Below are 22,651 nucleotides of genomic sequence, written 5' to 3' on the forward strand. Positions count from 1 at the left end.
CTACTCCAGCGTCCGGTTCACCAGCCGCGAGAGCACGATGGCGCTGCGGGTGTGGTCGACGTTCGGGGCGAGGCGCACCTTCTCGAGCGCGTCCTCGAGGCTCGGGATGTCGCGCGAGCGGATGCGGACGATGGCGTCGGCGTCGCCCGTGACGGTGCCCGCGTCGACGACCTCGGGCACCCCCTGGAGGATCCGGCGCAGCTCGTCGGGCGCGACCGTCCCGCGGCAGAACAGCTCCACGTAGGCCTCGGTGCTGAGGCCGTCGACGGCGGGATCGACCTGGATCGTGAAGCCGCGGATCACGCCGTCGGCCACCAGCCGGTCGACCCGCCGCTTCACCGCGCTGGCCGAGAGGCCGACGGTGCCGCCGATGTCGCCGTAGCCGGCGCGTCCATTCTGGCGGAGGAGGTCGATGATCCGGTGGTCCAGGTTGTCCATGCTCCGAGCCTATGGCGGGATCCTGCGCCGGACGGGGGTCGGACGCGCGGAATCCGCGCCGCGCCCCCTCGAACGGGCGTGATGCGCCTGCCAGGCTGACGGGAAGGCGTCCCCTCGGGGCTCTGGGACATCGTCCGCCTCCACGACCGCGCCCCGGCGCCGCACGAAGCAGGAGCACCATGCCCTCCACCCTCTCCCGGCCCGCGGACACCGCATCCGGCCGCACCCCCGTCGCGAAGCGCGTGCTGATGTGCCGGCCCGACCACTTCGACGTGGTCTACAAGATCAACCCCTGGATGGACCCGGCCGTCCCGACCGACACCTCGCTCGCGGTGCGCCAGTGGCAGACCCTGCACGACGCGTACGTGGGCCTCGGCATCCAGGTCGAGCTGATCGACGGCATCGCCGGCCTGCCGGACATGGTCTACGCGGCCAACGGCGGCTTCACGCTCGACGGCATCGCGTACGGCGCCGCGTTCCAGTTCCCCGAGCGCCAGCCCGAGGGCCCCGCGTACATGGACTGGTTCCGCGAGGCGGGCTTCGACGTGCGCGTGCCCGAGCAGGTCAACGAGGGCGAGGGCGACATCCTCCTCGTCGGCGACACGATCCTCGCGGGCACCGGCTTCCGCAGCGACAGCACCAGCCACGCCGAGGTGGCCCGGATCTTCGACCGCGAGGTCGTGACCCTCCGCCTCGTGAACCCGTCGTTCTACCACCTGGACACCGCGATCGCGGTGCTCGACGACGCGAACATCGCCTACCTGCCGAGCGCCTTCGACGCCGCGAGCCTCGACGAGATCGAGCGCCGCTACCCCGACGCGATCGAGGTCAGCGAGCAGGACGCGTCGATCCTCGGCCTCAACTCGTACAGCGACGGCCTGCACGTCGTGATCGCCGAGAAGGCCGTGGGCTTCGAGGCGTCGCTGCGCGAGCGCGGCTACGAGCCCATCGGCGTCGACCTGTCCGAGCTGCTGCTCGGCGGCGGCGGCGTGAAGTGCTGCACGCTCGAGCTGCGGCAGTAGGCCCCCGATGACCGACACGATCGACCGCCCCGCCGCCTCCGAGGCCGGCGCCCTGGCCATCCACGCGGAGGAGGCGCACGCCGCGCACAACTACCACCCGCTGCCCGTCGTGGTCGCGTCCGGCCAGGGCGCGTGGGTCACCGACCTCGACGGCCGGCGCCTGCTCGACTGCCTCGCCGCCTACTCGGCCGTGAACTTCGGGCACTCGCACCCCGACCTCGTGCGGGCCGCGACCGAGCAGCTCGGGCGGATCACGCTCACGAGCCGCGCGTTCCACAACGACAAGCTGGGCCCGTTCGTCACGGCCCTCGCCGAGCTCGCCGGCAAGGACATGGTGCTGCCGATGAACACGGGCGCCGAGGCCGTGGAGTCCGGCATCAAGGTCGCGCGCGCCTGGGGCTACCGCGTGAAGGGCGTCGCCGCGGGCCGCGCGAAGATCATCGTGATGGCCGGCAACTTCCACGGCCGCACCACCACCATCGTCAGCTTCAGCGACGACGAGGAGGCGCGCGCCGACTTCGGCCCGTTCACGCCCGGCTTCGTGACGGTGCCGTACGGCGACGCCGCGGCGCTCGAGGCCGCGATCGACGCGGACACGGTCGCCGTGCTCGTCGAGCCGATCCAGGGCGAGGCCGGCATCGTCGTGCCGCCCGCCACGTTCCTCGCGGACGTGCGGCGCATCTGCACGCGCGAGCGGGTGCTGATGATCGCGGACGAGATCCAGTCGGGCCTCGGCCGCACGGGCGCCACCTTCGAGTGCGACAACGCCGGCATCGTGCCGGACCTCTACCTCCTCGGCAAGGCGCTCGGCGGCGGCATCGTGCCCGTCTCCGCGGTCGTCGGCGACGCGGACGTGCTGGGCGTCATCCAGCCGGGGCAGCACGGATCCACCTTCGGCGGCAACCCGCTGGCCGCGGCCGTGGGCCACGCGGTCGTCGCGATGCTCGCGACCGGCGAGCCGCAGGAGCGCGCACGTCGCCTCGGCGCCGTGCTGCACGCGCGGCTCGCGGACCTCGTGGGCCACGGCGTGCTCGAGGTGCGCGGTCGCGGCCTGTGGGCCGGCATCGACATCGACCCCGCGCTCGCCACGGGCCGCGCGGTCTGCGAGCGGCTCGCCGAGCGCAGCGTGCTGGCCAAGGACACGCACGGCTCGACGATCCGGCTCGCGCCGCCCATCGTGGTGGAGGAGGAGGACCTCGTCTGGGCCGTCGACCAGCTCGCCGCGGTGCTCCGGGAGCTCGGGGCGCGCTGAGCCGTCGCCCGACCCCGGTCCGCGCCCGGCCGCCCTACGAGGTGGTCGGGCGCCGTCGCGTCCGGGATCCGCCGGCTGCGGCCGGGGCGCGCGTCGCGATGGCGACGCCGGCCGCGACGCACACCACGACGATCGCCCCGAGCTGCACCGGCGAGAGCGTCTCGCGCAGCACGATCACGCCGAGCACCGCCGCGACCACCGGGCTGAGGCTCGTGAGCACGGCGAAGAGCCGCGGGGTGATGCGGCGGAGGATCACGGTGTCGAGCGAGTAGGGCACGGCCGACGACAGCAGGCCGATGGCCACGAGCAGGACGAGGATCCGGCCGTCGATCGCGCCGACGTCGAGCGTGGTCAGCGCCCACGGCACGAGCACGACGAGGCTCACGACGCTCGCGACCGCGATGCCCTGGAAGCCCGGCAGCCGCTCCGCCACCCGGCGCGTGAAGACGATGTAGGCGGCCCACGTGACGGCGGCGGTCGCGCCGCAGACGAGGCCGAACGCGTCGATCCGCCCCTCGAGGCCCGTGAGCACGACGACGCCCGCCGCGGCGACGAGCGCGCACGCCGCGTCGAGCAGGCGGCGCGACGCGAGCAGCGCGATCGACAGCGGCCCGAGGAACTCGATGGTCGCCGCGATGCCGAGGCCCAGCCGGTCGACGGCCGCGTAGTAGGAGAGGTTCATCAGCGAGAGGGAGAGGCCGAGCATCACGGCGGGCACGAGCTGCGCGCGCGTCATGCGGTGGATCCGCGGCCGCGCGACCGGCAGCACGAGCGCCGCCATCATCACCTGGCGCGCGGCGACGACGAGCACGGGGCCGACCGCGGGGATCGCGAGCCCGGCGAGGGACGACCCGAGGCTGACGCTCACGATGGTGCCGACCTGGAGGGCGGCGCCCGCGGCCGTGCTGCGCGGGCGGGAGCCGGGTCCGCCGGGAGCGGCCGCGTCCGTCGCGTCCGCGACCGCCGCCTCGACGCCGGCCGGGGTGGTGCCGGGCGCGGATCCGGGGTGCGCGCCCGCGGGATCGACGGGGTCCCCGGGGCTGGTCACCCCGCGAGCGTACCGACGCGGGGCGCGGGCGACCGGGCGGGAGGAGGCGGCGTCGCGCGGCGGATCAGCGGACGAGGTCGCCGAAGGGCTCGGGTGGCGGCGGCCGCTCGCCCGCCGCGAGGAGCACCGCCTCCTCCAGCTCGTCGGCGACGTCCTCCCAGCGGTCGTCGCACGCGTCGCAGCCGCACGCGGGGAACGCCGCGGACGTCCGGCGGCCCGTGTGCAGCATCACCCCGGGGAACGACGTCCACTCGAGCGCGAAGGCCGGTCCGCTCCCGTCGCGCGGCGCGAGCCGGACGGTGCGCACGGCGTCGGGATGCGGGTCGGCGAGCGTCGGATCCGCGCCTGCGATGGCCGTCACGTCGTGCGTCGCCACGAGGTGCGCCACGAGCGCGTCGGCGACCGCGTGCAGCGGGGCGAACCGCTCGAGGTGCGAGGTGCGCGAGCACGCGTCCTCGGGCGGCCCGTCCGCGAGGTCCCACCGGGAGCCGGAGGGGACGCCGGCGTCGTCGAGCGCGGGTGGCGCGTCGATGCGCGGGCGGACGTAGGCGGGCATCTCCGGAGGCTAGCGACGGGCCGCCGAGGGGTGCACGCCCCCGAACGGCCGCTCGCGGCGGACGTCGCTCAGTCGACGGATCCGCCTAGCGCGGCAGCGCGTTCCCGTCGGCGTCGAGGTGGTCGCGCCAGCTGCGCTTCGGCTCCCAGCCCAGCAGGCGGCGGGCCTTCGCGGTCGAGATGCCCGAGGAGTCCACGCGCTCGATCGCCCGCAGCTCGATGGCGTCGCCGTAGTGGCGGCGCAGCTCCGCGGCGAAGTCGTGCCCGCCCGCGTTGTCGGCCGCGGCGATGTAGAACACCTCGTGGCCCGGCAGGTCGGACGCGACCGACAGCACGATCGCGTCGGCCAGGTCGTCCGCGTCGATGTAGCTCCAGAGGTTCGCCGTGAGCACGGACGCGTCGCGCACCTGCTTCCCGAGGTTCGACGCGTAGTTGTCGTCGTTGTGCACGGTGCTCGGGCGGAGCGAGATCACGCGGATGTCGGAGCGGCGCACGGCCGCGTCCATCAGCTGCTCGCCGAACGCCTTGGAGAGCGCGTACGGATCCTGCGGGTGCAGCGGGTGCTCCTCGTCGACGGGCGCGTAGTCCGGCAGGAACGGCCTCTCGGGGAAGAAGTTGCCGACGATGCTCTCGCTCGAGATGTTGACGAAGCGCGGCACCCCGAAGCGCACGGCCGCCTCGATGAGGTGGAACGTCGACATGAGGTTCGTCTGCAGCACCACGTGGGCCGGGTTGCCGGTGGGCTGCGGGATGGCGGCGACGTGGACGACGGCGTCCATGCCGGCGACGACGGCGAAGGCGTCGCCCTGGTCGGTGAGGTCCGCCATCACGTAGCGGCCGGGCACCACGACGCCGGCGTCGAAGACGGGACGCACGAGGTCGACGCCCGTGACGTCGTGGCCCGCGGCGACGAGCGCCTCGACGGCGGCGCGGCCGACCTTGCCGCGGGATCCGGTGACGAGGACCTTCATGCGCCGGCCCCCGCCTGGCCCTCGGGGGCCTTCATCACGACGGGCACGAACGGGTCGTCCTCGAGCCGCTCGGCGAACCAGGCCTCGTCGACGTAGCCCTCCGACCACAGCTTCAGCGGGGTCGCGACGGTGGGCGTGAACAGCTCCCACCGGGTCCAGAGGCGCGCCTCCTCGGTCATCATCCGGCCGACCTCGCGGGTCCAGCGGACGACGACGTGGTCGGCGGGCAGCAGGCGCTCGAACGCGGCCTGCGCCTCGGCGAGACGGGCGGACCGGGTGCCGTCGCCCGACACCTGCTCGGCGCTCAGCGCGAGGACCAGCGTCCAGGTCGTGCTCTGCAGCTCGGTGTCGCGCGGCCCGGACGCGTCGACGGCGGCGTCGGCTCCGGGCGATGCGGGGGTGGTGTCGTGGCTCATGCGGCGTCGCGCTCCTCGTGTCGATCGAGTCTGTCACGCGGGGTCGCCCGCGTCCGGAGCGCGAGGTGCACCAGGACCCCCGCCACGAGCGCGCAGAACGCCGCGCCCAGGCCGCCCACCGTGATCCCGGACGCCGCCACCACGAAGGTCGCCACCGCGGGCAGGTGCGCGCCCGGCTCCCGCATCGCGGACGCCAGGCTCGACGCGAGCGACGGCGCGAGCGCGAGCCCGGCCGCGGCGGCCACGACGCCCGCCGGGCCCGCCACGATCAGGGTCGCGAGCGCCGCCGACGCGAGCCCGAGCACGAGGTTCGTCCACCCGGCCGTGCTCGCCGCGCGCCACCGCTCGTCGGGATCCGGATGCGCGGAGGGCGCCGCCGACAGCGCCGCGGACAGCGCCGCCAGGTTCACCGCGTGCCCGCCGAAGGGGGCGCTCACGAGGGTCGCCGCCGCGGTCGTCGCCATCGACGCGCGCCACGGCGTCTCGTACCCGAAGCTCGCGAGCACGGCGACCCCGGGCAGGTTCTGCGACGCCATCGTCACGACGAACAGCGGGATCCCGAGCGCGACGGCGGCGGAGAGCGTGACGACGGGCGCGGTCAGCTCGATCCGCGGCAGCAGGTGCGCCGCGTCGAGCGCGGCGCCCGGGGCCGGCCCGACCACGGCGAGCGAGACGCCGACCACGACGAGGGCCGCCGCGAGCGCCGCGGGGGCCGCCCAGCGCGGGGCGAGGCGCGCGGCGACGAGCCAGGCGGCGATCACGGGCAGGACGACGAGCGGCGTCGCGACCGCCGCGGTCACGGTCGCGACGCAGAGGGGGAGGAGCACGCCCGCGAGCATCGCGGCGGCGACGCTCGCCGGGATCAGCCGGACGAGGCGCCCGAGCAGCGGCCACAGCGCGGTCGCCAGCACGAGGATCCCGCACACGAGGAACGCGCCCACCGCGGCGGCCCACCCGCCCTCGACCGCGCCGGATCCGATGAGCAGCGCCGCCCCGGGCGTCGACCACGACAGGGTGATCGGGCGGCGGAAGCGGTGCGCGAGCAGCACGGTGCCGAGGCCCTGGGTGATGCAGAGCGCGAGCAGACCCGATGCGGCCTGCGCGGGCGACGCCCCGACCGCCGTCAGCCCCGTGAGCACGACCGCGGAGGTGCCGGCGAACCCGACCACGGCGGTGACGATCCCGGCCCCGCGCGCCTGCGCCCGACCGCCCCGCGCCTCGATGACCGACATGCGAGCTCCCGACCGGACGCGGGTCGTCCTGCCGCCCGATCCTAGGGTCGCGGCCGTCCCGCGTCGGTGGCGCGGACCGGATTTCCTCATGCGCGGAAACGAAAGTGGATGGTGGTGTTCCTGCGCATTTCGGTTACCGTCGAAAGGACCGCGCTCCACCGACACCGACGAGGCCCGCCATCTCCCGCATCGCCCGCACCTCCCGCCGCGCCGCATCGCGCCCCCGGGCCCGCACCGCGCGGGGCCTCCGGATGGCCGCCACCCTCGCCGCGAGCGCCCTCCTGGTCGGGCTCGGCGTGCCGTCGGCGCAGGCGGCGGAGGAGTACCCCACCTGGTCCGAGGTGCAGGCCGCGCGCTCGAGCGAGCAGGCCACCGCCGACCAGGTCACGCGCATCACCTCCCTCATCTCCGGCCTCGTCGGCGAGGTCGAGGCGGCCACGGCCCTCGCCCTCCAGCGCGCCGACGAGCACGCGGCCGCGGTCGACGCGCTCGACGAGGCGACCGGCAAGGCGGAGGCACTGGCGACCAAGGCCCAGAAGGCCCAGACCGAGGCGGACGACGCCAAGCGCCAGGTCGGCCAGCTCGTCGCGCAGCTCGCGCGGAGCGGCGGCGGCGACGTCTCGCTCCGCCTCTTCGCGAGCGGCGGCGAGGACGCCGACGCCCTCCTCGCCCGCATGGGCACCGCGACCAAGCTCGCCGACCGCCAGGACACCGCATTCACGTCCGCGGTCACCGCGGCGCGCACCGCCGAGTCGCTCGGCAAGCAGGCCGCCGTCGCCAAGGACGCGCTCGCCGAGCTCGCGGCCGTCGCCGAGGCGAAGCTGCAGGAGGCGTCCGCGGCCCAGGCCCGGGCGGATCAGGCGCTCGCCGAGCAGGAGGCCCGCAGCTCCGAGCTCCAGGCGCAGCTCACGACGCTCCGCGACTCGCGCATCTCCGTCGAGGAGGGCTTCGCGATCGGCGAGCGGAAGCGCCAGGAGGCCGCGGCCGCCGAGGCGCGCCGCCAGGCCGAGGCCCGCGCGGCGGCGGCCGCCGCAGCCGCCGCGGCGAACGCGGCCTCACGCCCGCCGGCCAACGCGCCCCGCCCGCCGTCCTCCGGCGGCCAGCCCTCGGCGTCCGGCTGGACCATGCCGATCCGCAGCTACGGCTTCTACCAGTCCTACGGGATGCGCCTCCACCCGATCGCCAAGGTCTGGCGCCTGCACGCGGGCGACGACTTCGGCACGGGCTGCGGCACCCCGATCTACGCGGCGGCCTCCGGCACCGTGCAGTTCGCGGGCGGATCCAGCGGCTTCGGCAACGCGATCACGCTCAACCACGGCGGCGGCGTCACGACCGTCTACGGGCACATGTACTCCTACGGCGTCATGGTGCGCACGGGCCAGGCCGTGCAGGCGGGCCAGCAGATCGGTGCGGTCGGCAACGCCGGCTACAGCACCGGCTGCCACCTGCACTTCGAGGTCCGCCAGGGCGGGGTGGCCACGTCCCCCATGCCGTTCCTGCGCGCACGCGGCGTCTGACCGGGGAGTAGCCTGGACGGGACGATCACCGGGGGGTGCGGCGCGTGGCAGGTCGGATGAGGCGCATCGCGCAGGGCATCGTCCGGCCCGTCATCTTCGTGCAGTACCTGGCCCTCCGAGCGGGCCTGCAGAGCAACGTCTTCCCGCGCGACGCCGGCTCCGGCACGGTGGAGGGCGAGGCGCCGCAGCGGATCCTCGTCATGGGCGAGGCCACCGCCGTCGGCTTCGGGGTGCTCTCGCACGAGCTCGGCATGGCCGGCCACTTCGCGCGGCAGCTGTCGCGACGCACCGCGCGCGGCGTCGAGTGGACCACCCGCCCGTTCGCCGACCTCACCATCCACACGGCCGCCGCCACGGTCCGCGACCGCGAGCTCCTCGAGGACGTCGACGTCGTGCTGCTCATGCTCGGCGTGGGTGACAGCATCCGGCTCACCCCGCAGCGCACCTGGCGCCGCCTGCTGTGCGCCACCATCGACGACCTCAGCCGGGGCCTGCCCGAGGGTGCGCGCGTCCTGCTCTCCGAGGTGCCGCCGCTCAAGGACAGCGCGGGCCTGCCCGAGCCCTGGCGCACCATCGCGGCACGTCACGGTCGCCTGCTCAACCGGGTCACGGCCGAGGTCATCGCGTCCCGCCCCGCGGTCGCGTCCGTCGCGTTCCCCAGCGAGAGCGTCATCGACCTCGGCGACCCCGACTCCGCCCAGGCCTCGCGCGTCTACGCGACGTGGGCGCGCGCGTTCCTCACGCGGATGCTCGGCCCGTCGGCGTCGTCCCCGCGCGAGGCGTGACCTCCGCTTGACCGTTCCCTGTGCATTCCCCGGGTGCGGGATCCCCGGCTCGGGCCGGGCGTAGCGTCGGACGCGTGCCCGCCCCGGTGTCCTCACCGGAGCCCGGGCTCCCGGGTCGCATCGCGACCCGACCCCACGCACCGAGATCGAACGAGGAGAAGCAATGCCCCAGGTAATCGAGACCGTCGACGTCAACGTCCCCGTCAGCACCGCCTACAACCAGTGGACCCAGTTCGAGTCGTTCCCGAACTTCCTCAGCTACGTGGAGTCGATCACGCAGGTCACCGACACGCTCACCGAGTGGAAGGTCAAGATCGGCGGCGTCGAGCGCACGTTCGAGGCGAACATCACGGAGCAGCACCCCGACGAGCGCGTCGCCTGGAACTCCACGGGCGGCGACGAGGACCACGCCGGCGTCGTCACGTTCCACAAGCTGAGCGACACCGAGACCCGCGTCACCGTCCAGCTCGACTGGGCCGCCAAGGGCCTCGTCGAGAAGGTCGGCGCCGCGATCGGCGTCGACGACCACGTCATCAAGGGCGACCTCAAGAACTTCAAGGAGTTCATCGAGAAGCGCGGCACCGAAGAGGGCGCCTGGCGCGGCGACGTCCAGGCCTGATCGTGCAGACCGACGAGATCCGCTGGAACCAGGAGGCGCGCGACAAGATCCTCACGGACAGCGACCGCGTGCTCCAGGAGGCCGTGCAGACGGCCGCCCGCGAGCTCGAGGGGAAGGACTGGGAGACCGTGTACCAGCGCCTCTTCGAGCAGCTCAAGGACCGGTTCATCGACTTCGAGCCCGGCCCGGACCTCCGCAAGTACGCCGAGGCCGTGTCCCGCGGGGAGATCCAGGGCTGACGCGAGCGTCGCCCGCACGACCAGCACGACCGGGAGGGCCCGGCACCCACGAGGGTGCCGGGCCCTTCCCGCGTCCCGATTCCCTCACCCGCTGGATACTCTGGATCCGCGCCGCCGGGCGCAGCGACCACGGGAGACGCGATGAGCGACACGCACGACGACGGACGGCCGGACGCGGGGGAGCGGCCGCAGGAGCGCGGGGCGGCGGATCCGCAGGGCGGGTCCTCGTACGCGTCGGAGTACGCCCCCGCGTCCGCGTACCCGGCCGGCTCCTTCCCCGTCGCGCCCCAGCCCGGCGACCCGCACCCCGCCGGGCCCTACCCGCCGATGCACCCGGGCGCCGTGCCGCCGCCCGGCTACGGCATGGTCCTCGTGCCGCACGCGATGCGGCCCCTGCCCGCGCACGTCGATCCCGGCTGGCGGCTCGCGGGCGTCGGGCGGCGCGCGGCCGGACGGATCCTCGACCAGGTCGTCTTCGGGATCGTCGGCGGGCTCTCGGCGGGCGCCTTCATCGTGCCGCTGCAGGGGATCGCCCGGCAGCGGATCAACGACATGCAGCTGTTCGGCCAGGCGGCCGAGGACATGATGGACGCGTACTTCGGCGCAGCCCTGCTCGGCTTCCTCATCAGCATGGTCTCGTACCTGCTCATCGCGACGTGGTGGCTCGGCTGGAAGGGCTCGACGCCCGGCAAGGCCATGGTCGGCATCCGCGTGCAGCGCTTCTCGGAGCCCGGGATGCTCGGCTTCGGCCGGGCGCTGCTCCGCGGCGTCGTGCAGAACGCGTTCGCGATCGGCTCGATCTTCACCATCTGGCTGCCGTACGCGTCCGTCGGCTGGGACTCCCGCCACCTGCTCCGCGGCTGGCACGACCTGGCGGCGGACGACGTGGTGCTCGCCCGCCGGACGGAGGCGTCCGCCTCGTTCTGACGAGCGATCCCGCGGCGCCCTCCTCGTCCTGCCGGCCGGCCCCGCGGCGCGCCCGGCCGTGCAGGCAGCCTGACGAGCGCCTGGGAGAAGGGACCCGCGAGGAATGGCACCCGCCGGGACCGGGTTCGGGCGAGGGCGGTCCGCTCGGGCCGCTGGTCCCCGCCCGCACCCCGACGTGATCCGTCGCGGCGCGCGCCGGGCCACCCGCGAGACGAAGGATCCACCACGTGAAGCTCTTCTCCCCCGTCACCCTGGGCGCCCTCGAGCTCCCCAACCGCGTCGCCATGGCGCCCCTCACCCGCATGCGCGCCGACGAGCAGGGCGTCCCCGGCGACCTGATCGTCGAGCACTACCGCCAGCGCGCGTCCACCGGCCTCATCGTCACCGAGGGCGTGTTCACCAGCGAGCGCAGCAAGGCGTACCCGGGACAGCCCGGCATCGTGACGGACGAGCAGATCGCCGGCTGGCGCCGGGTCACCGAGGCCGTGCACGCGGCGGGCGGCCGCATCGTCATGCAGCTGATGCACGGCGGCCGCGTCTCGCACGAGGACATCACGGGCGGCCTGCCGCTGCTCGCGCCGAGCGCCATCGCCATCCAGGGCGAGGTGCACGTGCCCACCGGCAAGAAGCCGTACCCCGTGCCGAGCGAGCCGGAGACCGACGAGGTCCCGCTCATCGTCGACGAGCTCACGGTCGCCGCGCGCAACGCGGTCGACGCCGGCTTCGACGGCGTCGAGATCCACTCCGCCAACGGCTACCTGCTGCACGAGTTCCTCTCGCCCGTCTCCAACGTGCGCACCGACGCCTACGGCGGATCGCCCGCGGCCCGCGCGAAGCTCGGCATCGACGTGGCCCACGCGGTCGCGCGCGAGATCGGCGCGGACCGCGTCGGCATCCGCATCTCCCCGTCGCACAACATCCAGGACGTGCTCGAGGAGGACGCCGACGAGACGCGCGCGACCTACGAGGCGCTGCTCTCCGGCATCGCGCCGCTCGGCATGGCGTACGTGAGCATCCTGCACGCGGAGCCCGCGGGCGAGCTCGTGCAGGGCCTGCGGAAGACGTTCGGCGGACCGCTCATGATCAACAGCGGCTTCGGCGTGCAGACCGAGTACGACGAGGCAGTGCAGCTCGTCGACGACGGCACGGCCGACGTCGTGGCCGTGGGCCGCATGGTCATCGCGAACCCCGACCTCGTCGAGCGCTGGGAGTCCGGCGCCCCCACGAACGAGCCGAACCCGGCCACGTTCTACGGCCCCGGCGCCGAGGGCTACACCGACTACCCGGCGCTCGCCGCGAGCTGATCCGCCGCGTCACCTGACCGGCTCCGGCCGGCACCGCCCGAGGCCGGGCTCACTCCGACGGAGCGAGCCCGGCCTCGTGCACGAGCACGGCCACCTGCACGCGTCCGTCGACGCCGAGCTTCTCCAGCACGTGGCCCACGTGGGTCTTCACCGTCGCCACGCTCACGAACATGTCGGCGGCGATGCGCGCGTTCGGCAGGCCGCGGGCGATGGCGAGCGCGACCTCCTGCTCCCGCTCGGTGAGCGTGTCGAAGCGGGCGCGCTCGGTGGTCCGGTCGCCGCGGTCGCGCTGCGCGGCCACCCCGATCACGGTGTCGAGCACCGAGGGGGAGAGGATCGACCGGCCGGCGGCGGCGTGGCGCACGGCGTCGACGAGCTCGGCGGGCGGCGTGTCCTTGAGCAGGAAGCCGCGGGCGCCCGCGCGGAGGGCGCCGAGCACGAGTTCGTCGGCGTCGAAGGTCGTGAGCACGATGACCGGCAGGTCGGGTCGGCGGGCGACCTCGCGGGCCGTCGCGGCGATCCCGTCGCAGACCGGCATCCGGATGTCCATCAGCACCACGTCGGGCGCCGTGCGCGCGATCACCGCGGCCGCCGCGAGCCCGTCGGGCGCCTCGCCGACGACCTCCAGGCCGTGCCCGCCGCCCAGCATCATGCCGAGGCCGGCGCGCACGAGCGCGTCGTCGTCGACGACCACCACGCGGATCGGGGCGTCCGGGACGGCGGGGACGCTGTCGCCACCGCCTCTCACGCCGCCCACGGGAGCACCGCCTCGACGACGTGCCGGCCGTCGATCCGCGCGACCCCGAGGGTGCCGTGCACCGCGCGGGCCCGCTCGGCGAGGCCGGTCAGGCCGTGGCCCGCGGGAGCGCCGTCCGCCGGGGCGGCCGCCACGTCACCGTCGACCGCGTCTCCGGGCAGTGGGTTGGCGACGGCGATCCGCAGCTCCCCGCCCGCACGGCCCGAGACCGCGACCTCGACCGGGGCGCCCGGCGCGTGCCGGCGGGCATTCGTCAGGCACTCCTGCACGATCCGGTACGCGTGGCGGGAGGTCGTGACGCCGAGGCGCGGGAGGTCGTCGCGCGTGCCGTCGGCCACGTCGACCCGGACCGCGACGCCGAGCGCGCGTGCCTCGTCGAGCAGGGCCGGGAGGTCGGCGAGCGTCGGCTGCGGCGGCGCGGCGGCCGGCGACCCCTGCGGATCGCGCAGGACCCCGAGCACCTCGCGCAGCTCGGTGAGGGCCGTCCGGGCGTTGTCCCGCACGACGCCGGCCGTGCGCCGGACCTCGCCCGGGTCGAGGTCGTCGCGGTACTCCAGGGCGCCCGCGTGGAGCGCGACGAGCGAGAGCCGGTGCGCGAGGACGTCGTGCATCTCGCGCGCGATCCGGGTGCGCTCGTGGTCGGCCGCCTGCGCCGCGCGGAGGGCCTGTTCTTCGTCCGCGAGACGGGCGCGCTCCCGGAGCGAGGCGAGCAGCTCGCGCCGGCCGCCGACGTACAGGCCGACGGCGATCACGAGTCCGACGCCGGCCACGAGCACGGCCGCCAGGAGCGGGTGCTCGCCGGACGTGGAGGGGAGGAGCGCGAGGCCGGAGAGCTCCCAGCCGCCGATGGCCAGGATCCAGGCCAGGGCCACCGGCGCGATCTCGCGGGGGCGGCGTCGGGCGGCGAGCGAGACGAGCGCGATCAGGGCCGCGAGGAACGCGAGGCTCGAGACGGCCGAGATGGCGCCGAGCGCGACGGCCACCGTCACGGGGGCGAGCCGCCGGAGTGGCAGGAGCGCGATGCCGAGGAGCCCGGCGCCCGCGTCGAGCAGCAGGAGCGGAGCGGCGCGCGATCCGGCGACCCCCGCCTCGTCCACGAACGTGAGCGTGGCGCCGAAGGCGACGAGGCCGACCACGACGGAGAGGGCGACCAGCGCGGTCTCGCGGCCGACGGCGCGGGTGCGGCCGGGGATCCGGAGGCGGGGAGCGGGGGCGCTGGGAGAGGACATGCCCCGACCCTACGGAGACGCGTGGAGGCGGCGGATCGACCGGAGGGGGGAGATGCCGGCCGTCGGAGAGCGGAGGGACCGCCGGGTCAGCGGCGGACGCGCTCCGCCTTGCGCGCGGCGCGGGAGGCGCGCCAGCGGCGCCAGGCGTCCCAGAAGCGATGGAGCTGGCGCTTGAGGAAGACGTTCACGCGGTGGGCGGCGGGGAACTCGGTGCCGAGCACGGCGATGCCGAGGAAGACGATGAGCCAGCCCGGGCCGGGCAGCGGGATGAGCACGATGCCGACGAGCACGATGCCGACGCCGAGCATGCCGACCAGGATCCGGTAGAGCCAGCGCGCCTTGGGGTGCAGCTCGATCCAGGCCCGGCAGCGACGCAGGAACCGGCGGAGCGGATGGGCGTGGCTGGAGCCCGCCTCGAACTCGCGGGTCAGGGTGTCGGACATGTTCCCACGCTACGGGCGGGTCCTGGGAGGCGTCTCCCTCATCCGGGGAATCCGCAGGGTGCCGTGACGGATGCGCCGGGGGAGGAGCCGGCGACGGCTCCGCTCGCGGCCGACCGCCTAGCGCGTGGGCGGCGCCGTGATCCGGCGGGCTGCCTCCACGACGGCCGCCCGGTCGGCGGCGCGCGCCCGCGGGCCGTCCGCGTGCATGGCCGGGTACGGCGACTGCACCCACGCCTGCGCGAGCGCGAACAGCATCGTGAGGAGGCGCTGCGGATCCCAGGACGGGTCGATGTGCCCCTCCTCCTGCCCGCGGCGGACCGCCTGCACCTTGGCCGACGGCGAGGTCGCGCTGTGCGGCACGTCGAGCTCGAGGCCGTCGAGCCGTGCCCACGCCAGCATGCGGCGGTGCTGCGGGTGCTCGTACGCGTGGTCGAAGAGCTGGCCGACGAAGCCGGGGAGGTCGGCGGGATCCAGCGTCACGGCGGAGAAGAACTCGACGCCGTTGAGCTTCAGCACCGCGTGGAACAGCGACTCCTTGTCGGTGAAGTGCGCGTAGAGCCGCTCCTTGCTCGCGCGGCCCGAGCGGGCGATGCGGTCGACCCGCGCCCCCGCCAACCCGTGCGCGGCGAACTCCTCGCGCGCGGCCAGGAGGATGCGGTGCCGGACGTCGTCCTGCTTCTCGTCGGTGGTGGATCGGGCGGACCCCGTCGTCTCTGCCATGTGAACAGCGTATGTCAAACGAACCGGTTCGTTTGACTCGGTGCACGGCGCGGCCCTAGATTGGACCGTCCTCGCCCGCCCGGGCGCCGCACGATCCTCCAGGAGCACCAGATCTCCCACGCACGCACCCCCGAAGACGCACCGCCCACGACGTCCCCCGCCGCGCCCGCCGGCCCGGCCGGCTCCGCTGCGGAGCCCGCGGGCCCCGCGACCCCCGCCGCGCCCTCCGCCCGCAGCAAGTGGATCCTCCTCGCCGTCGTCGCGCTCGCCCAGCTCATGGTCGTGCTCGACGGCACCATCGTGAACATCGCGCTGCCCGCCGCGCAGCGCGACCTCGGCATGACCGACGCCGACCGCACCTGGGTCGTCACCGTCTACGCGCTCGCGTTCGGCTCGCTCCTCCTGCTCGGCGGCCGCGTCGCCGACTACTGGGGCCGCAAGCGCTCCTTCCTCCTCGGCATGGTCGGCTTCGCCGCGGCCAGCGCGCTCGGCGGCTTCGCCGTCTCGAGCGAGATGCTCCTCATCGCCCGCGGCCTCCAGGGCGTCTTCGCGGCGCTCCTCGCCCCCGCGGCCCTCGCGCTCCTCTCGGTGACGTTCCCGTCCGGGCCCGACCGCGTCAAGGCGTTCGCGGTCTACGGCACCATCGCCGGATCCGGCGCGGCCGTCGGCCTGCTGCTCGGCGGCGTGCTCACCGAGTACCTCAGCTGGCACTGGTGCCTGCTCGTCAACGTGCCGATCGCCATCGTCGCGATCATCGCCGGCATCCCGCTCGTGCAGGAGAGCCGCGCCGACGGCGACCGCAGCTACGACGTGCCGGGCGCGCTGCTCGTCACTGTCGGCCTCGCCTCCATCGTCTACGGCTTCTCGCGCGCCGAGAACGGCTGGGGCCAGCCCGACACCATCGGCTTCCTCGCGCTCGGCGTGGGCATCATGGTCGCCTTCGTCTGGTGGGAGTCGCGGGCGCGCAACCCGCTGCTGCCGCTCCGCGTGGTGGCTGACCGCACCCGCGGCGGCGCGTACCTCACCTCGGTGATGGTGGGCGCGGCGCTCCTCGGCGGCCTGCTCTACCTCACGCTGCACTTCCAGATCGTGCTCGGCATGTCCCCGCTGATCTCGGGCCTCGCGTCGCTGCCGATGGCCGCGACCATCATGCTCACGGCGCCGCAGGTCGCGCGGCTGCTGCCGAAGGTGGGCCCGCGGATCCTCATGACGGTCGGCCCGCTCATCGCCGCCGCCGGGCTCCTCTGGTTCAGCCGCGTCACGGTCGACGGCGCGTACGTCGTGCAGGTGCTGCCCGGCCAGATCCTCCTCGGCATCGGGCTCGCGTGCGTGTTCGTGCCCATGCAGAACGTCGCGCTCTCCGGCATCGAGCCGCGTGACGCGGGCGTCGCGGGCGCGGCGCTCACGGGCACGCAGCAGATCGGCGGATCCATCGGCACGGCCGTCTTCACCGCGCTCTTCGCCTCCGCCGTCACCGCGGCGACGACCGACGGGGTGCAGAACCCGCTGCAGCAGCAGGTGGACGGCTACCACGTGGTGTTCCTGGCCGCGGCGATCGGCGTGGCCTGCGCCGCGATCATCTCCTGGTCGATGGTGCGCGTCCCGATCGAGCGCTTCCGCGAGGGCGCGTCGACCGAGGCCGTGAGCATGCACTGATCCCGCGCCGGATCGCACGACGACGCCCCTCCCGCACCGACCCTCGTGGTCGGGCGGGAGGGGCGTCGTCGTGCGCGGGCCGGGTCAGACGGCGGGCGACCAGCCGAGCGCCGGGCCGAGGAGCTCGGCGATGTCGGTGAGGATCTGCTCGAGGTCGGCCTCGCCGAGGGTGAAGGGGAGGGCGAACGCGACCTCGTCGACCGCCTGGTACGCGGGGTCGGCGTGCAGGCGCGCGGCGATCTCCTCCGAGGTGCCCACGAGGTCCTCGGCGAAGAGCAGCCCCCGCGGACCCTGCGGCACGCCCACCCGGTGCGACCGGGACGCCGCGTACGCCTCGTAGCGGGCGCGCTGCTCGGGGGTCGCGCGGTCGGTGGGGATCACGACGAGGCCCTGCGACACCCGGGCGTCGGCGCCGGCCGGATGCGCGGCCCGGTAGGCGTCGATCTGCGCCCGCTGGTTCGCGCCGAAGTCGTTGCCGAGCTCGCCCTGGATCACGCTCGACGTGAGGAGGCGGAAGCCGTTCTCGCCGGCCCAGACCGCGGAGCGCGTGCTCGCGGCGCCGTACCAGATCCGCTCGGCGAGTCCCGCGGCGTACGGCTGCACGGTGGAGGCGTACTCCTCCTGTCCCTCGCGGGAGGCGGCGTCGCTGACGGTCCGGCCGCGCACGAGGTCGCGGAAGCGGAGGAGGCGGTCGTAGCCGAGGTCCTCGAGGTCGGCGGTCGCCGGGTAGATCGCGTCCTGGTAGGTGTCGAAGCGCATGGGCGTGCCGACCGAGAAGCCCGGCTGGAGGCGGCCTTCGGTGAGGAGGTCGACGGTGGCGAGGTCCTCGGCGAGGCGGAACGGGTTCTCGGCGCCGATGGGCGTGACGGCCGTGCCGAGGTCGATGCGGCGCGTGCGCTGCGAGGCGGCGGCCATCACGGCGACGGGGGAGGAGATGCCGTGCTGGAGGTGGCGGTGCCGGAGCCACGCGCTGTCGAGGCCGAGCTGCTCGCCCCTCTCGATGATCCGGAGGGTGGCCTCGTGGCCCTCGGCGGGCTCCGTCGGGTCGAACGTGCCGATGGTGAGGAAGCCGAGGCGGGCGAGCGGGGTACCGGATGCGGGCATGGACCGATGGTAGGCGGGCGGCGCCGCAGCGCCCGGCGGCGACCCCGGACGCGGCTCGCGCCGGGAGGCAGCCGACGCGGATCAGGCGGTCGCGGGCGCCCAGCCGAGCGCCGGGCCGAGGCGCTCGGCGACGTCGGTGAGGATCCGCGCGAGGTCGCCCGCGGGGAGGCCGGCGGGCAGCGCGATCGCGAGCTCGTCGGCGGCCTGCACCGCCGGGTGCGCGAGGAGCGCGGCGGCGAGCTCGTCGGACGGGCCCACGAGGTCGGGCGCGCGGACCATGCTCGACGCGGCCGCCGCGTCCTCCGACTGGTCGGTGCGCCGGGCCCGCTCGGCGCGCGCCGCCGCGTCGGCCGCGTACCGGGCCCGCTGCTCGGCCGTCGCGCCGTCGGTCGGCACCACGACGAGGGCGAGCGTGACGTGCGCGGCGGCCGGGTCCGGATGCGCGGCGCGGTAGGCGTCGATGAGGTCGCGCTGGTCGGCCGCGAAGCCGCGGCCGCCGGTGCCGGATGCGCGCTCGGTCACGTCGGAGGCGAGCAGGCGGAAGCCGTGCGATCCCGCCCAGGCCGCGGTGCGGAGCGTCGCCGCGCCGTAGCCGAGCCGGTCGGCGAGGCCGGGGGACGCCGGCTGCACCGTGGGGGTGAGGGCGTCGTCGTCGTGCTCGTCGTCGGATCCGTCGGGCCGCTCGTCCGCGCCCGGCACCCGTCCGCCGCGCAGCAGGTCGCGGAAGCGCAGGAGCCGCTCGCGCCCCGGCTCCTCGTGCTCGGCCGTCATCGGGTGCACGGCCCGGTCGACCGCGGCCACGCGCTTCGGGCTGCCGACCGAGAGACCGGGGCGCAGGCGGCCGCCGGAGAGGAGGTCGACGGTCGCGAGGTCCTCCGCGAGGCGGAGCGGGTTCTCGGCTCGGACGGGGATGGAGGAGGTGCCGAGCGCGATGCGGCGCGTGCGCTGCGAGGCGGCGGCGAGCATCGCGACGGGGGAGGAGATCGCGTGGCGGAGGTGGTCGGGCCGGAGCCACGCGGTGTCGAGGCCGAGCGCGTCGCCGAGCTCGACCAGCCGGAGCGCCTCCTCGAGGCCGACGGCGGGATCGGCCGGATCGAACGGGCCGGTGGTGAGGAAGCCGAGGCGCGTCGGCGCGGATCCGGGTGCGGGCATGCGACGAGGGTAGGCGGTGCCGATGCGAGCGCGCCGACCCGGCCTCAGGGGATGAGGACGATCGAGCCCGTGGTGCGCCGGGCCTCCAGGTCCTCGTGCGCGCGGGCCGCGTCGGCGAGCGGGTACGTGGCGCCGACGCGCACGTCGAGGGATCCGTCGAGCACGGCCGCGAACAGCTCGCCCGCGCGCCAGCGCCGCTCCTCCGCGTCGAGCAGGAAGTGGGCGAGCGTCGGGCGGGTGACGGCGAGGGATCCGCCGGAGTTGAGTCGCTGCAGGTCGAACGGCGGCACCTGGCCGCTCGCGCCGCCGAAGAGCACGAGCGTGCCGCGGATGCGCAGGGACGCGAGCGAGCCGTCGAACGTGTCGCGGCCCACGCCGTCGTAGACCACGTCCACGCCGCGGCCGTCGGTGAGCTCGCGGACGCGCACCGGCACGTCGTCGTAGCCGAGCACGTGGGCGGCGCCGGCCGCGCGGGAGAGCGCGGCCTTCTCCTCGGTGGAGACCGTGGTGATCACCTCGACGCCGCGATCCGCGAGCAGCTGCGTGAGCAGGAGCCCCACGCCGCCGGCGCCCGCGTGCACGAGCGCGCGATCCCCGGGGCCGGCCGGGTACGAGCTCGTCGCGAGGTAGTGCGCGGTGAGGCCCTGGAGCGGGAGCGCGGCGGCGACCTCCATGCCGACGCCGTCGGGCACGGGCAGCAGCGTCTCGGCGCGGACGAGCGCGTGCTCGGCGTAGGTGCCTGTCGCCTCGGCCGTCGCGACGCGGTCGCCGACGTGCACGCCGGTCACGCCGTCGCCGAGCGCCTCGATCACGCCGGCGGCCTCGGATCCGGGGACGTACGGGTGCGCCATCGGGTAGACGCCGCTGCGGCGGTACGTGTCGATGAAGTTGACGCCCGCGGCGTGCACGCGGATCCGCACCTCGCCGGGCCCGGGATCCAGCACGGGGCCGTCCGTCAGGGTCATGACCTCGGGGCCGCCGGGCCCCTGAACCTCGATGCGCGCGCTCATGGGTCCAGCCTGCCGTGTCGGCGGCCCGCGGTCACGCGTCCGACGCGACCTGCCCGGCGAGGAGGTCGCGACGGTCCGGTGCGAGTCCCCGGTGTCAGCGCAGGGGGACCGTGCTGACGGGGAACGTCACCCCGGTGAGCTCCTCCGACACCGTCCACAGGCGCTGCTGGACCGCCAGGTCGTGCGAGTCCGGGCTGGAGGTGACGATCTTCGGGTGGCCCCGGGTCTCGCTGCGGTTGCCGGGTCCGTAGTACTGGCCGCCGAGGACGCCCGGGTCGGTCGCAGCACGCGCCGTCGGCAGGGCGCCCATCTCCGCGGGCTGCGTCATCAGCGGCGTGAGCCAGGCCACGGGCAGGCGGAACGCGGCAGGCGCGTTGCGCGTGAGCTCCGTGTCGGAGAGCCCGGGGTGGGCGGCGACGGCGACGGTGGTCCCGTGGGTGGCGAGGCGGCGCTGCAGCTCGTAGGTGAACATCAGGTTGGCGAGCTTGGACTGGCCGTAGGCGCCGGTGCGGCTGTAGGAGCGGTCCCACTGGAGGTCGTCGAAGTGGATGGCGGCCTGCATCCGATGGCCGATGCTGCTGACGGTCACGACGCGGGAGCCCGCGACGGGCAGGAGCCGGTCCAGCAGCAGGCCGGTGAGCGCGAAGTGGCCGAGGTGGTTCGTCCCGAACTGCAGCTCGAACCCGTCCGCGGTGGTCTTCTTCGGCGTGTGCATGACGCCGGCGTTGTTGATCAGCAGGTCGATCCGCTCGTGCTCGGCCCGCAGGTCCGACGCCGTGGAGCGCACGGAGTCGAGGGAGGTCAGGTCGAGGGCCTGCACCCGCACGTCGCCGGTAATGCGGCTGGCCGCATGCCGGCCCTTCTCGACATCGCGGACGGCGAGGACCACGGTCGCACCGTGCTCAGCCAGCATGCGCGCGGTCTCGAACCCCAATCCGGTGTTCGCGCCGGTGACGATCGCCACCCGGCCGCTCTGGTCGGGGATCTGCTGCTCGGTCCAGTCGTGGTTCACGATGCTCCTTGGAAGGCCGGTGGTCTGTCGTCCGCATCAAGATAGGAGACCGCCGGTCTTTTGTCAAGGGACCGCCGGTCTTTACTAAGGTCGGCACATGACCTTCCAACGAGCACGCAACGACGAGCAGCGGCAGATCCGGCGGCAGGCGATCCTGGACACGGCCGCGGGCATGCTCCAGGAGATGACCGTGGCCGAGGTGACCCTCAACGAGTTGAGCAGACGCGTCGGCTTGGCCAAGTCGAACGTCCTGCGGTACTTCGAGTCGAGGGAGGCGGTGCTGCTCGACCTGATGGACGACTACTTCGCGAGGTGGCTGGTCGTGCTCGAGACCGAGTTGGGTGACGAGCTCGACAGGAAGTCGACGCCTGCGGTGCGTGCCGACCGGCTGGCGGAGGTGCTCAGCGGCACCCTGGCGCAGCAGGTGGTGCTCTGCGACCTCTTCGGTGCGCAGGGCGGCGTCCTCGAGCACAACGTCTCGGTCGAGGTCGTGAAGGCGCACAAGCGGTCCTCCCTCGCCAAGCTCGCCACGATGACCGAGCTCGTCCGCCGCCACCTCCCCGAGCTCGGCGAGGGCGCGCAGATGTTCTGCTTCATGACCGTCGTGTCCGCCGGAGCGCTGTCGACCTACGTGCCGCCCTCGCCCAGCCTCCTCGCCGCCTACGCGGACGAGCCCGAGCTCGGCGTGCTGAACCTCGAACTGGTCGACGCCCTCCGGGACGTCTTCACCTCGACGCTCGTCGGCGCGCTGCCGCGCCCCGGATCCGATCCGCTGGCGCATCTCGACGGCGTCTCCGGTCCGTCCGCGTAGGCGGGGATCCGCCCGCATCTCCCTCGCCCGGCGCTCGTCCGTTCGACCCGCCGGGTCCGCGGCCCGGGGTCACGCGTCGCGCGGCGGACGGTCCTCCTCGTCGCGCTCCTGCTCCTCGTCCCGCGCGCGCTGCTCCTCGCGCTCGGCGATCTTCCGGCGGTACCCGTCCATCGCCCGTTCGTCCAGCCGGTGGCGGATCTCGGCGACGTCGGGCGCGGAGGTCTCCTTCGTCAGCTCCCGGGACGCCAGCCACTTCTCGTGGAACTCGGCGTCGGTCGCGCGGGGGCGCCAAGCCCGTCTCCACAGCGTCTCGCGTCCTTCGACGCCGGCCATCACCGAGGCGAGCACGACACCGCTCGGGACGCCGAGCGACAGGATGACCGCCGCTGCTGCGGCGTCGCCCCCGCGAGCCACGGGAGGACCGCGAAGCCC

25 protein-coding genes are annotated in these 22,651 nt (G+C 74.7%); 10 read left to right on the forward strand and 15 right to left on the reverse strand.

The genetic code is table 11. The features are described 5' to 3' along the window. The gene (locus FGG90_RS14240) at window positions 1–438 is read right to left on the reverse strand and encodes an Lrp/AsnC family transcriptional regulator (RefSeq protein ID WP_011931848.1); all 438 of its coding nucleotides are present in this window, start codon (window positions 436–438) and stop codon (window positions 1–3) included. 179 nt (window positions 439–617) lie between these two features. Between FGG90_RS14240 and ddaH the strand changes: the two genes are divergently transcribed. Together ddaH and rocD are read left to right on the forward strand one after the other, a co-directional pair. Beyond that, entirely contained in the window at window positions 618–1,460 is an 843-nt protein-coding gene (gene ddaH / locus FGG90_RS14245; RefSeq protein ID WP_094126384.1) for a dimethylargininase, read from the forward strand. 7 nt (window positions 1,461–1,467) lie between these two features. Continuing rightward, a complete protein-coding gene (gene rocD / locus FGG90_RS14250; protein ID WP_094126383.1) occupies window positions 1,468–2,712 on the forward strand; it encodes an ornithine--oxo-acid transaminase in 1,245 nt (414 codons plus the stop codon). Window positions 2,713–2,746: 34 nt separating this feature from the next. Here the strand turns inward: rocD and FGG90_RS14255 are convergent, their stop codons facing one another. From FGG90_RS14255 to FGG90_RS14275, 5 genes are all read right to left on the reverse strand, one after another. After that, window positions 2,747–3,760: an EamA family transporter gene (locus tag FGG90_RS14255; RefSeq protein WP_210433010.1), complete on the reverse strand. Its 1,014-nt coding sequence runs from the start codon at window positions 3,758–3,760 to the stop codon at window positions 2,747–2,749. A gap of 64 nt (window positions 3,761–3,824) precedes the next feature. Next, window positions 3,825–4,316 carry a DUF6226 family protein gene (locus tag FGG90_RS14260; RefSeq protein ID WP_094126382.1) on the reverse strand — a complete coding sequence of 164 codons (492 nt, stop codon included), beginning with the start codon at window positions 4,314–4,316 and terminating at the stop codon, window positions 3,825–3,827. Window positions 4,317–4,401: 85 nt separating this feature from the next. Beyond that, the gene (locus tag FGG90_RS14265; protein ID WP_094126381.1) at window positions 4,402–5,286 is read right to left on the reverse strand and encodes an NAD-dependent epimerase/dehydratase family protein; all 885 of its coding nucleotides are present in this window, start codon (window positions 5,284–5,286) and stop codon (window positions 4,402–4,404) included. After that, on the reverse strand, window positions 5,283–5,702 hold the full coding sequence (locus FGG90_RS14270; protein WP_094126380.1) for a hypothetical protein: 420 nt from the start codon (window positions 5,700–5,702) through the stop codon (window positions 5,283–5,285). Before FGG90_RS14270 ends, FGG90_RS14265 begins: the two co-directional genes overlap by 4 nt. After that, window positions 5,699–6,934, reverse strand: coding sequence for a benzoate/H(+) symporter BenE family transporter (locus FGG90_RS14275; RefSeq protein WP_094126379.1), 1,236 nt, complete (start codon window positions 6,932–6,934; stop codon window positions 5,699–5,701). The genes FGG90_RS14270 and FGG90_RS14275 overlap by 4 nt, the downstream gene beginning before the upstream one ends. 251 nt (window positions 6,935–7,185) lie before the next feature. Between FGG90_RS14275 and FGG90_RS14280 the strand changes: the two genes are divergently transcribed. The 6 genes from FGG90_RS14280 to FGG90_RS14305 all read left to right on the forward strand — a co-directional run bounded on the left by FGG90_RS14280 (window position 7,186) and on the right by FGG90_RS14305 (window position 12,325). Beyond that, window positions 7,186–8,451, forward strand: coding sequence for a M23 family metallopeptidase (locus FGG90_RS14280; RefSeq protein ID WP_094126378.1), 1,266 nt, complete (start codon window positions 7,186–7,188; stop codon window positions 8,449–8,451). Between the two features lie 56 nt (window positions 8,452–8,507). Beyond that, the gene (locus FGG90_RS14285; protein WP_094126377.1) at window positions 8,508–9,236 is read left to right on the forward strand and encodes an SGNH/GDSL hydrolase family protein; all 729 of its coding nucleotides are present in this window, start codon (window positions 8,508–8,510) and stop codon (window positions 9,234–9,236) included. A 163-nt stretch (window positions 9,237–9,399) separates the two neighbouring features. Further along, window positions 9,400–9,855 (forward strand): SRPBCC family protein, encoded by a 456-nt coding sequence (locus FGG90_RS14290; RefSeq protein WP_094126376.1) that lies wholly within the window; start codon window positions 9,400–9,402, stop codon window positions 9,853–9,855. A 2-nt stretch (window positions 9,856–9,857) separates the two neighbouring features. After that, a complete protein-coding gene (locus tag FGG90_RS14295) occupies window positions 9,858–10,094 on the forward strand; it encodes a hypothetical protein (protein ID WP_094126375.1) in 237 nt (78 codons plus the stop codon). Between the two features lie 141 nt (window positions 10,095–10,235). Then, on the forward strand, window positions 10,236–11,021 hold the full coding sequence (locus tag FGG90_RS14300) for an RDD family protein (protein WP_094126374.1): 786 nt from the start codon (window positions 10,236–10,238) through the stop codon (window positions 11,019–11,021). A 227-nt stretch (window positions 11,022–11,248) separates the two neighbouring features. Then, the gene (locus FGG90_RS14305; RefSeq protein WP_094126373.1) at window positions 11,249–12,325 is read left to right on the forward strand and encodes an alkene reductase; all 1,077 of its coding nucleotides are present in this window, start codon (window positions 11,249–11,251) and stop codon (window positions 12,323–12,325) included. Between the two features lie 49 nt (window positions 12,326–12,374). Here the strand turns inward: FGG90_RS14305 and FGG90_RS14310 are convergent, their stop codons facing one another. The 4 genes from FGG90_RS14310 to FGG90_RS14325 all read right to left on the reverse strand — a co-directional run bounded on the left by FGG90_RS14310 (window position 12,375) and on the right by FGG90_RS14325 (window position 15,474). Continuing rightward, window positions 12,375–13,073 carry a response regulator gene (locus FGG90_RS14310; protein ID WP_094131197.1) on the reverse strand — a complete coding sequence of 233 codons (699 nt, stop codon included), beginning with the start codon at window positions 13,071–13,073 and terminating at the stop codon, window positions 12,375–12,377. After that, entirely contained in the window at window positions 13,070–14,311 is a 1,242-nt protein-coding gene (locus tag FGG90_RS14315) for a sensor histidine kinase (protein ID WP_094126372.1), read from the reverse strand. The genes FGG90_RS14310 and FGG90_RS14315 overlap by 4 nt, the downstream gene beginning before the upstream one ends. Window positions 14,312–14,397: 86 nt before the next feature. After that, window positions 14,398–14,754 carry a TIGR02611 family protein gene (locus tag FGG90_RS14320; protein ID WP_094126371.1) on the reverse strand — a complete coding sequence of 119 codons (357 nt, stop codon included), beginning with the start codon at window positions 14,752–14,754 and terminating at the stop codon, window positions 14,398–14,400. Between the two features lie 117 nt (window positions 14,755–14,871). Beyond that, entirely contained in the window at window positions 14,872–15,474 is a 603-nt protein-coding gene (locus tag FGG90_RS14325; RefSeq protein WP_094126370.1) for a TetR family transcriptional regulator, read from the reverse strand. 60 nt (window positions 15,475–15,534) lie between these two features. On the opposite strand from FGG90_RS14325, the gene FGG90_RS14330 reads away from it, so the two are divergent. Further along, on the forward strand, window positions 15,535–17,130 hold the full coding sequence (locus FGG90_RS14330) for an MFS transporter (RefSeq protein ID WP_094126369.1): 1,596 nt from the start codon (window positions 15,535–15,537) through the stop codon (window positions 17,128–17,130). Window positions 17,131–17,214: 84 nt separating this feature from the next. On the opposite strand, the gene FGG90_RS14335 is transcribed toward FGG90_RS14330, so the two are convergent. From FGG90_RS14335 to FGG90_RS14350, 4 genes are all read right to left on the reverse strand, one after another. Then, window positions 17,215–18,234, reverse strand: a complete 1,020-nt coding sequence (locus tag FGG90_RS14335) for an LLM class flavin-dependent oxidoreductase (protein WP_094126368.1) — start codon at window positions 18,232–18,234, stop codon at window positions 17,215–17,217. A gap of 81 nt (window positions 18,235–18,315) precedes the next feature. After that, window positions 18,316–19,386, reverse strand: coding sequence for an LLM class flavin-dependent oxidoreductase (locus FGG90_RS14340; RefSeq protein WP_094126367.1), 1,071 nt, complete (start codon window positions 19,384–19,386; stop codon window positions 18,316–18,318). Between the two features lie 44 nt (window positions 19,387–19,430). After that, window positions 19,431–20,396, reverse strand: a complete 966-nt coding sequence (locus tag FGG90_RS14345; RefSeq protein ID WP_094126366.1) for a quinone oxidoreductase family protein — start codon at window positions 20,394–20,396, stop codon at window positions 19,431–19,433. Window positions 20,397–20,490: 94 nt separating this feature from the next. Then, complete coding sequence (locus FGG90_RS14350; RefSeq protein ID WP_094126365.1) at window positions 20,491–21,408, reverse strand: SDR family NAD(P)-dependent oxidoreductase; 918 nt, start codon at window positions 21,406–21,408, stop codon at window positions 20,491–20,493. Between the two features lie 97 nt (window positions 21,409–21,505). Between FGG90_RS14350 and FGG90_RS14355 the strand changes: the two genes are divergently transcribed. Continuing rightward, a complete protein-coding gene (locus FGG90_RS14355) occupies window positions 21,506–22,219 on the forward strand; it encodes a TetR/AcrR family transcriptional regulator (protein WP_094126364.1) in 714 nt (237 codons plus the stop codon). A gap of 69 nt (window positions 22,220–22,288) precedes the next feature. Here the strand turns inward: FGG90_RS14355 and FGG90_RS14360 are convergent, their stop codons facing one another. Beyond that, a complete protein-coding gene (locus FGG90_RS14360) occupies window positions 22,289–22,633 on the reverse strand; it encodes a hypothetical protein (protein ID WP_237583437.1) in 345 nt (114 codons plus the stop codon). Window positions 22,634–22,651: the final 18 nt, after the last annotated feature.

This window comes from Clavibacter michiganensis subsp. tessellarius (assembly GCF_021922985.1).
Classification (GTDB): domain Bacteria; phylum Actinomycetota; class Actinomycetes; order Actinomycetales; family Microbacteriaceae; genus Clavibacter; species Clavibacter tessellarius.

Coding starts and splice junctions, on each gene's coding strand:
- FGG90_RS14340 (WP_094126367.1), bottom strand. CDS start 19,386: ATGCCCGCACCCGGATCCGCGCCGACGCGCCTCGGCTTCCTCACCACC.
- FGG90_RS14280 (WP_094126378.1), top strand. CDS start 7,186: ATGGCCGCCACCCTCGCCGCGAGCGCCCTCCTGGTCGGGCTCGGCGTG.
- FGG90_RS14300 (WP_094126374.1), top strand. CDS start 10,236: ATGAGCGACACGCACGACGACGGACGGCCGGACGCGGGGGAGCGGCCG.
- FGG90_RS14260 (WP_094126382.1), bottom strand. CDS start 4,316: ATGCCCGCCTACGTCCGCCCGCGCATCGACGCGCCACCCGCGCTCGAC.
- FGG90_RS14355 (WP_094126364.1), top strand. CDS start 21,506: ATGACCTTCCAACGAGCACGCAACGACGAGCAGCGGCAGATCCGGCGG.
- FGG90_RS14345 (WP_094126366.1), bottom strand. CDS start 20,396: ATGAGCGCGCGCATCGAGGTTCAGGGGCCCGGCGGCCCCGAGGTCATG.
- FGG90_RS14265 (WP_094126381.1), bottom strand. CDS start 5,286: ATGAAGGTCCTCGTCACCGGATCCCGCGGCAAGGTCGGCCGCGCCGCC.
- FGG90_RS14325 (WP_094126370.1), bottom strand. CDS start 15,474: ATGGCAGAGACGACGGGGTCCGCCCGATCCACCACCGACGAGAAGCAG.
- FGG90_RS14290 (WP_094126376.1), top strand. CDS start 9,400: ATGCCCCAGGTAATCGAGACCGTCGACGTCAACGTCCCCGTCAGCACC.
- FGG90_RS14275 (WP_094126379.1), bottom strand. CDS start 6,934: ATGTCGGTCATCGAGGCGCGGGGCGGTCGGGCGCAGGCGCGCGGGGCC.
- FGG90_RS14285 (WP_094126377.1), top strand. CDS start 8,508: ATGAGGCGCATCGCGCAGGGCATCGTCCGGCCCGTCATCTTCGTGCAG.
- FGG90_RS14240 (WP_011931848.1), bottom strand. CDS start 438: ATGGACAACCTGGACCACCGGATCATCGACCTCCTCCGCCAGAATGGA.
- FGG90_RS14320 (WP_094126371.1), bottom strand. CDS start 14,754: ATGTCCGACACCCTGACCCGCGAGTTCGAGGCGGGCTCCAGCCACGCC.
- ddaH (WP_094126384.1), top strand. CDS start 618: ATGCCCTCCACCCTCTCCCGGCCCGCGGACACCGCATCCGGCCGCACC.
- FGG90_RS14270 (WP_094126380.1), bottom strand. CDS start 5,702: ATGAGCCACGACACCACCCCCGCATCGCCCGGAGCCGACGCCGCCGTC.
- rocD (WP_094126383.1), top strand. CDS start 1,468: ATGACCGACACGATCGACCGCCCCGCCGCCTCCGAGGCCGGCGCCCTG.
- FGG90_RS14335 (WP_094126368.1), bottom strand. CDS start 18,234: ATGCCCGCATCCGGTACCCCGCTCGCCCGCCTCGGCTTCCTCACCATC.
- FGG90_RS14315 (WP_094126372.1), bottom strand. CDS start 14,311: ATGTCCTCTCCCAGCGCCCCCGCTCCCCGCCTCCGGATCCCCGGCCGC.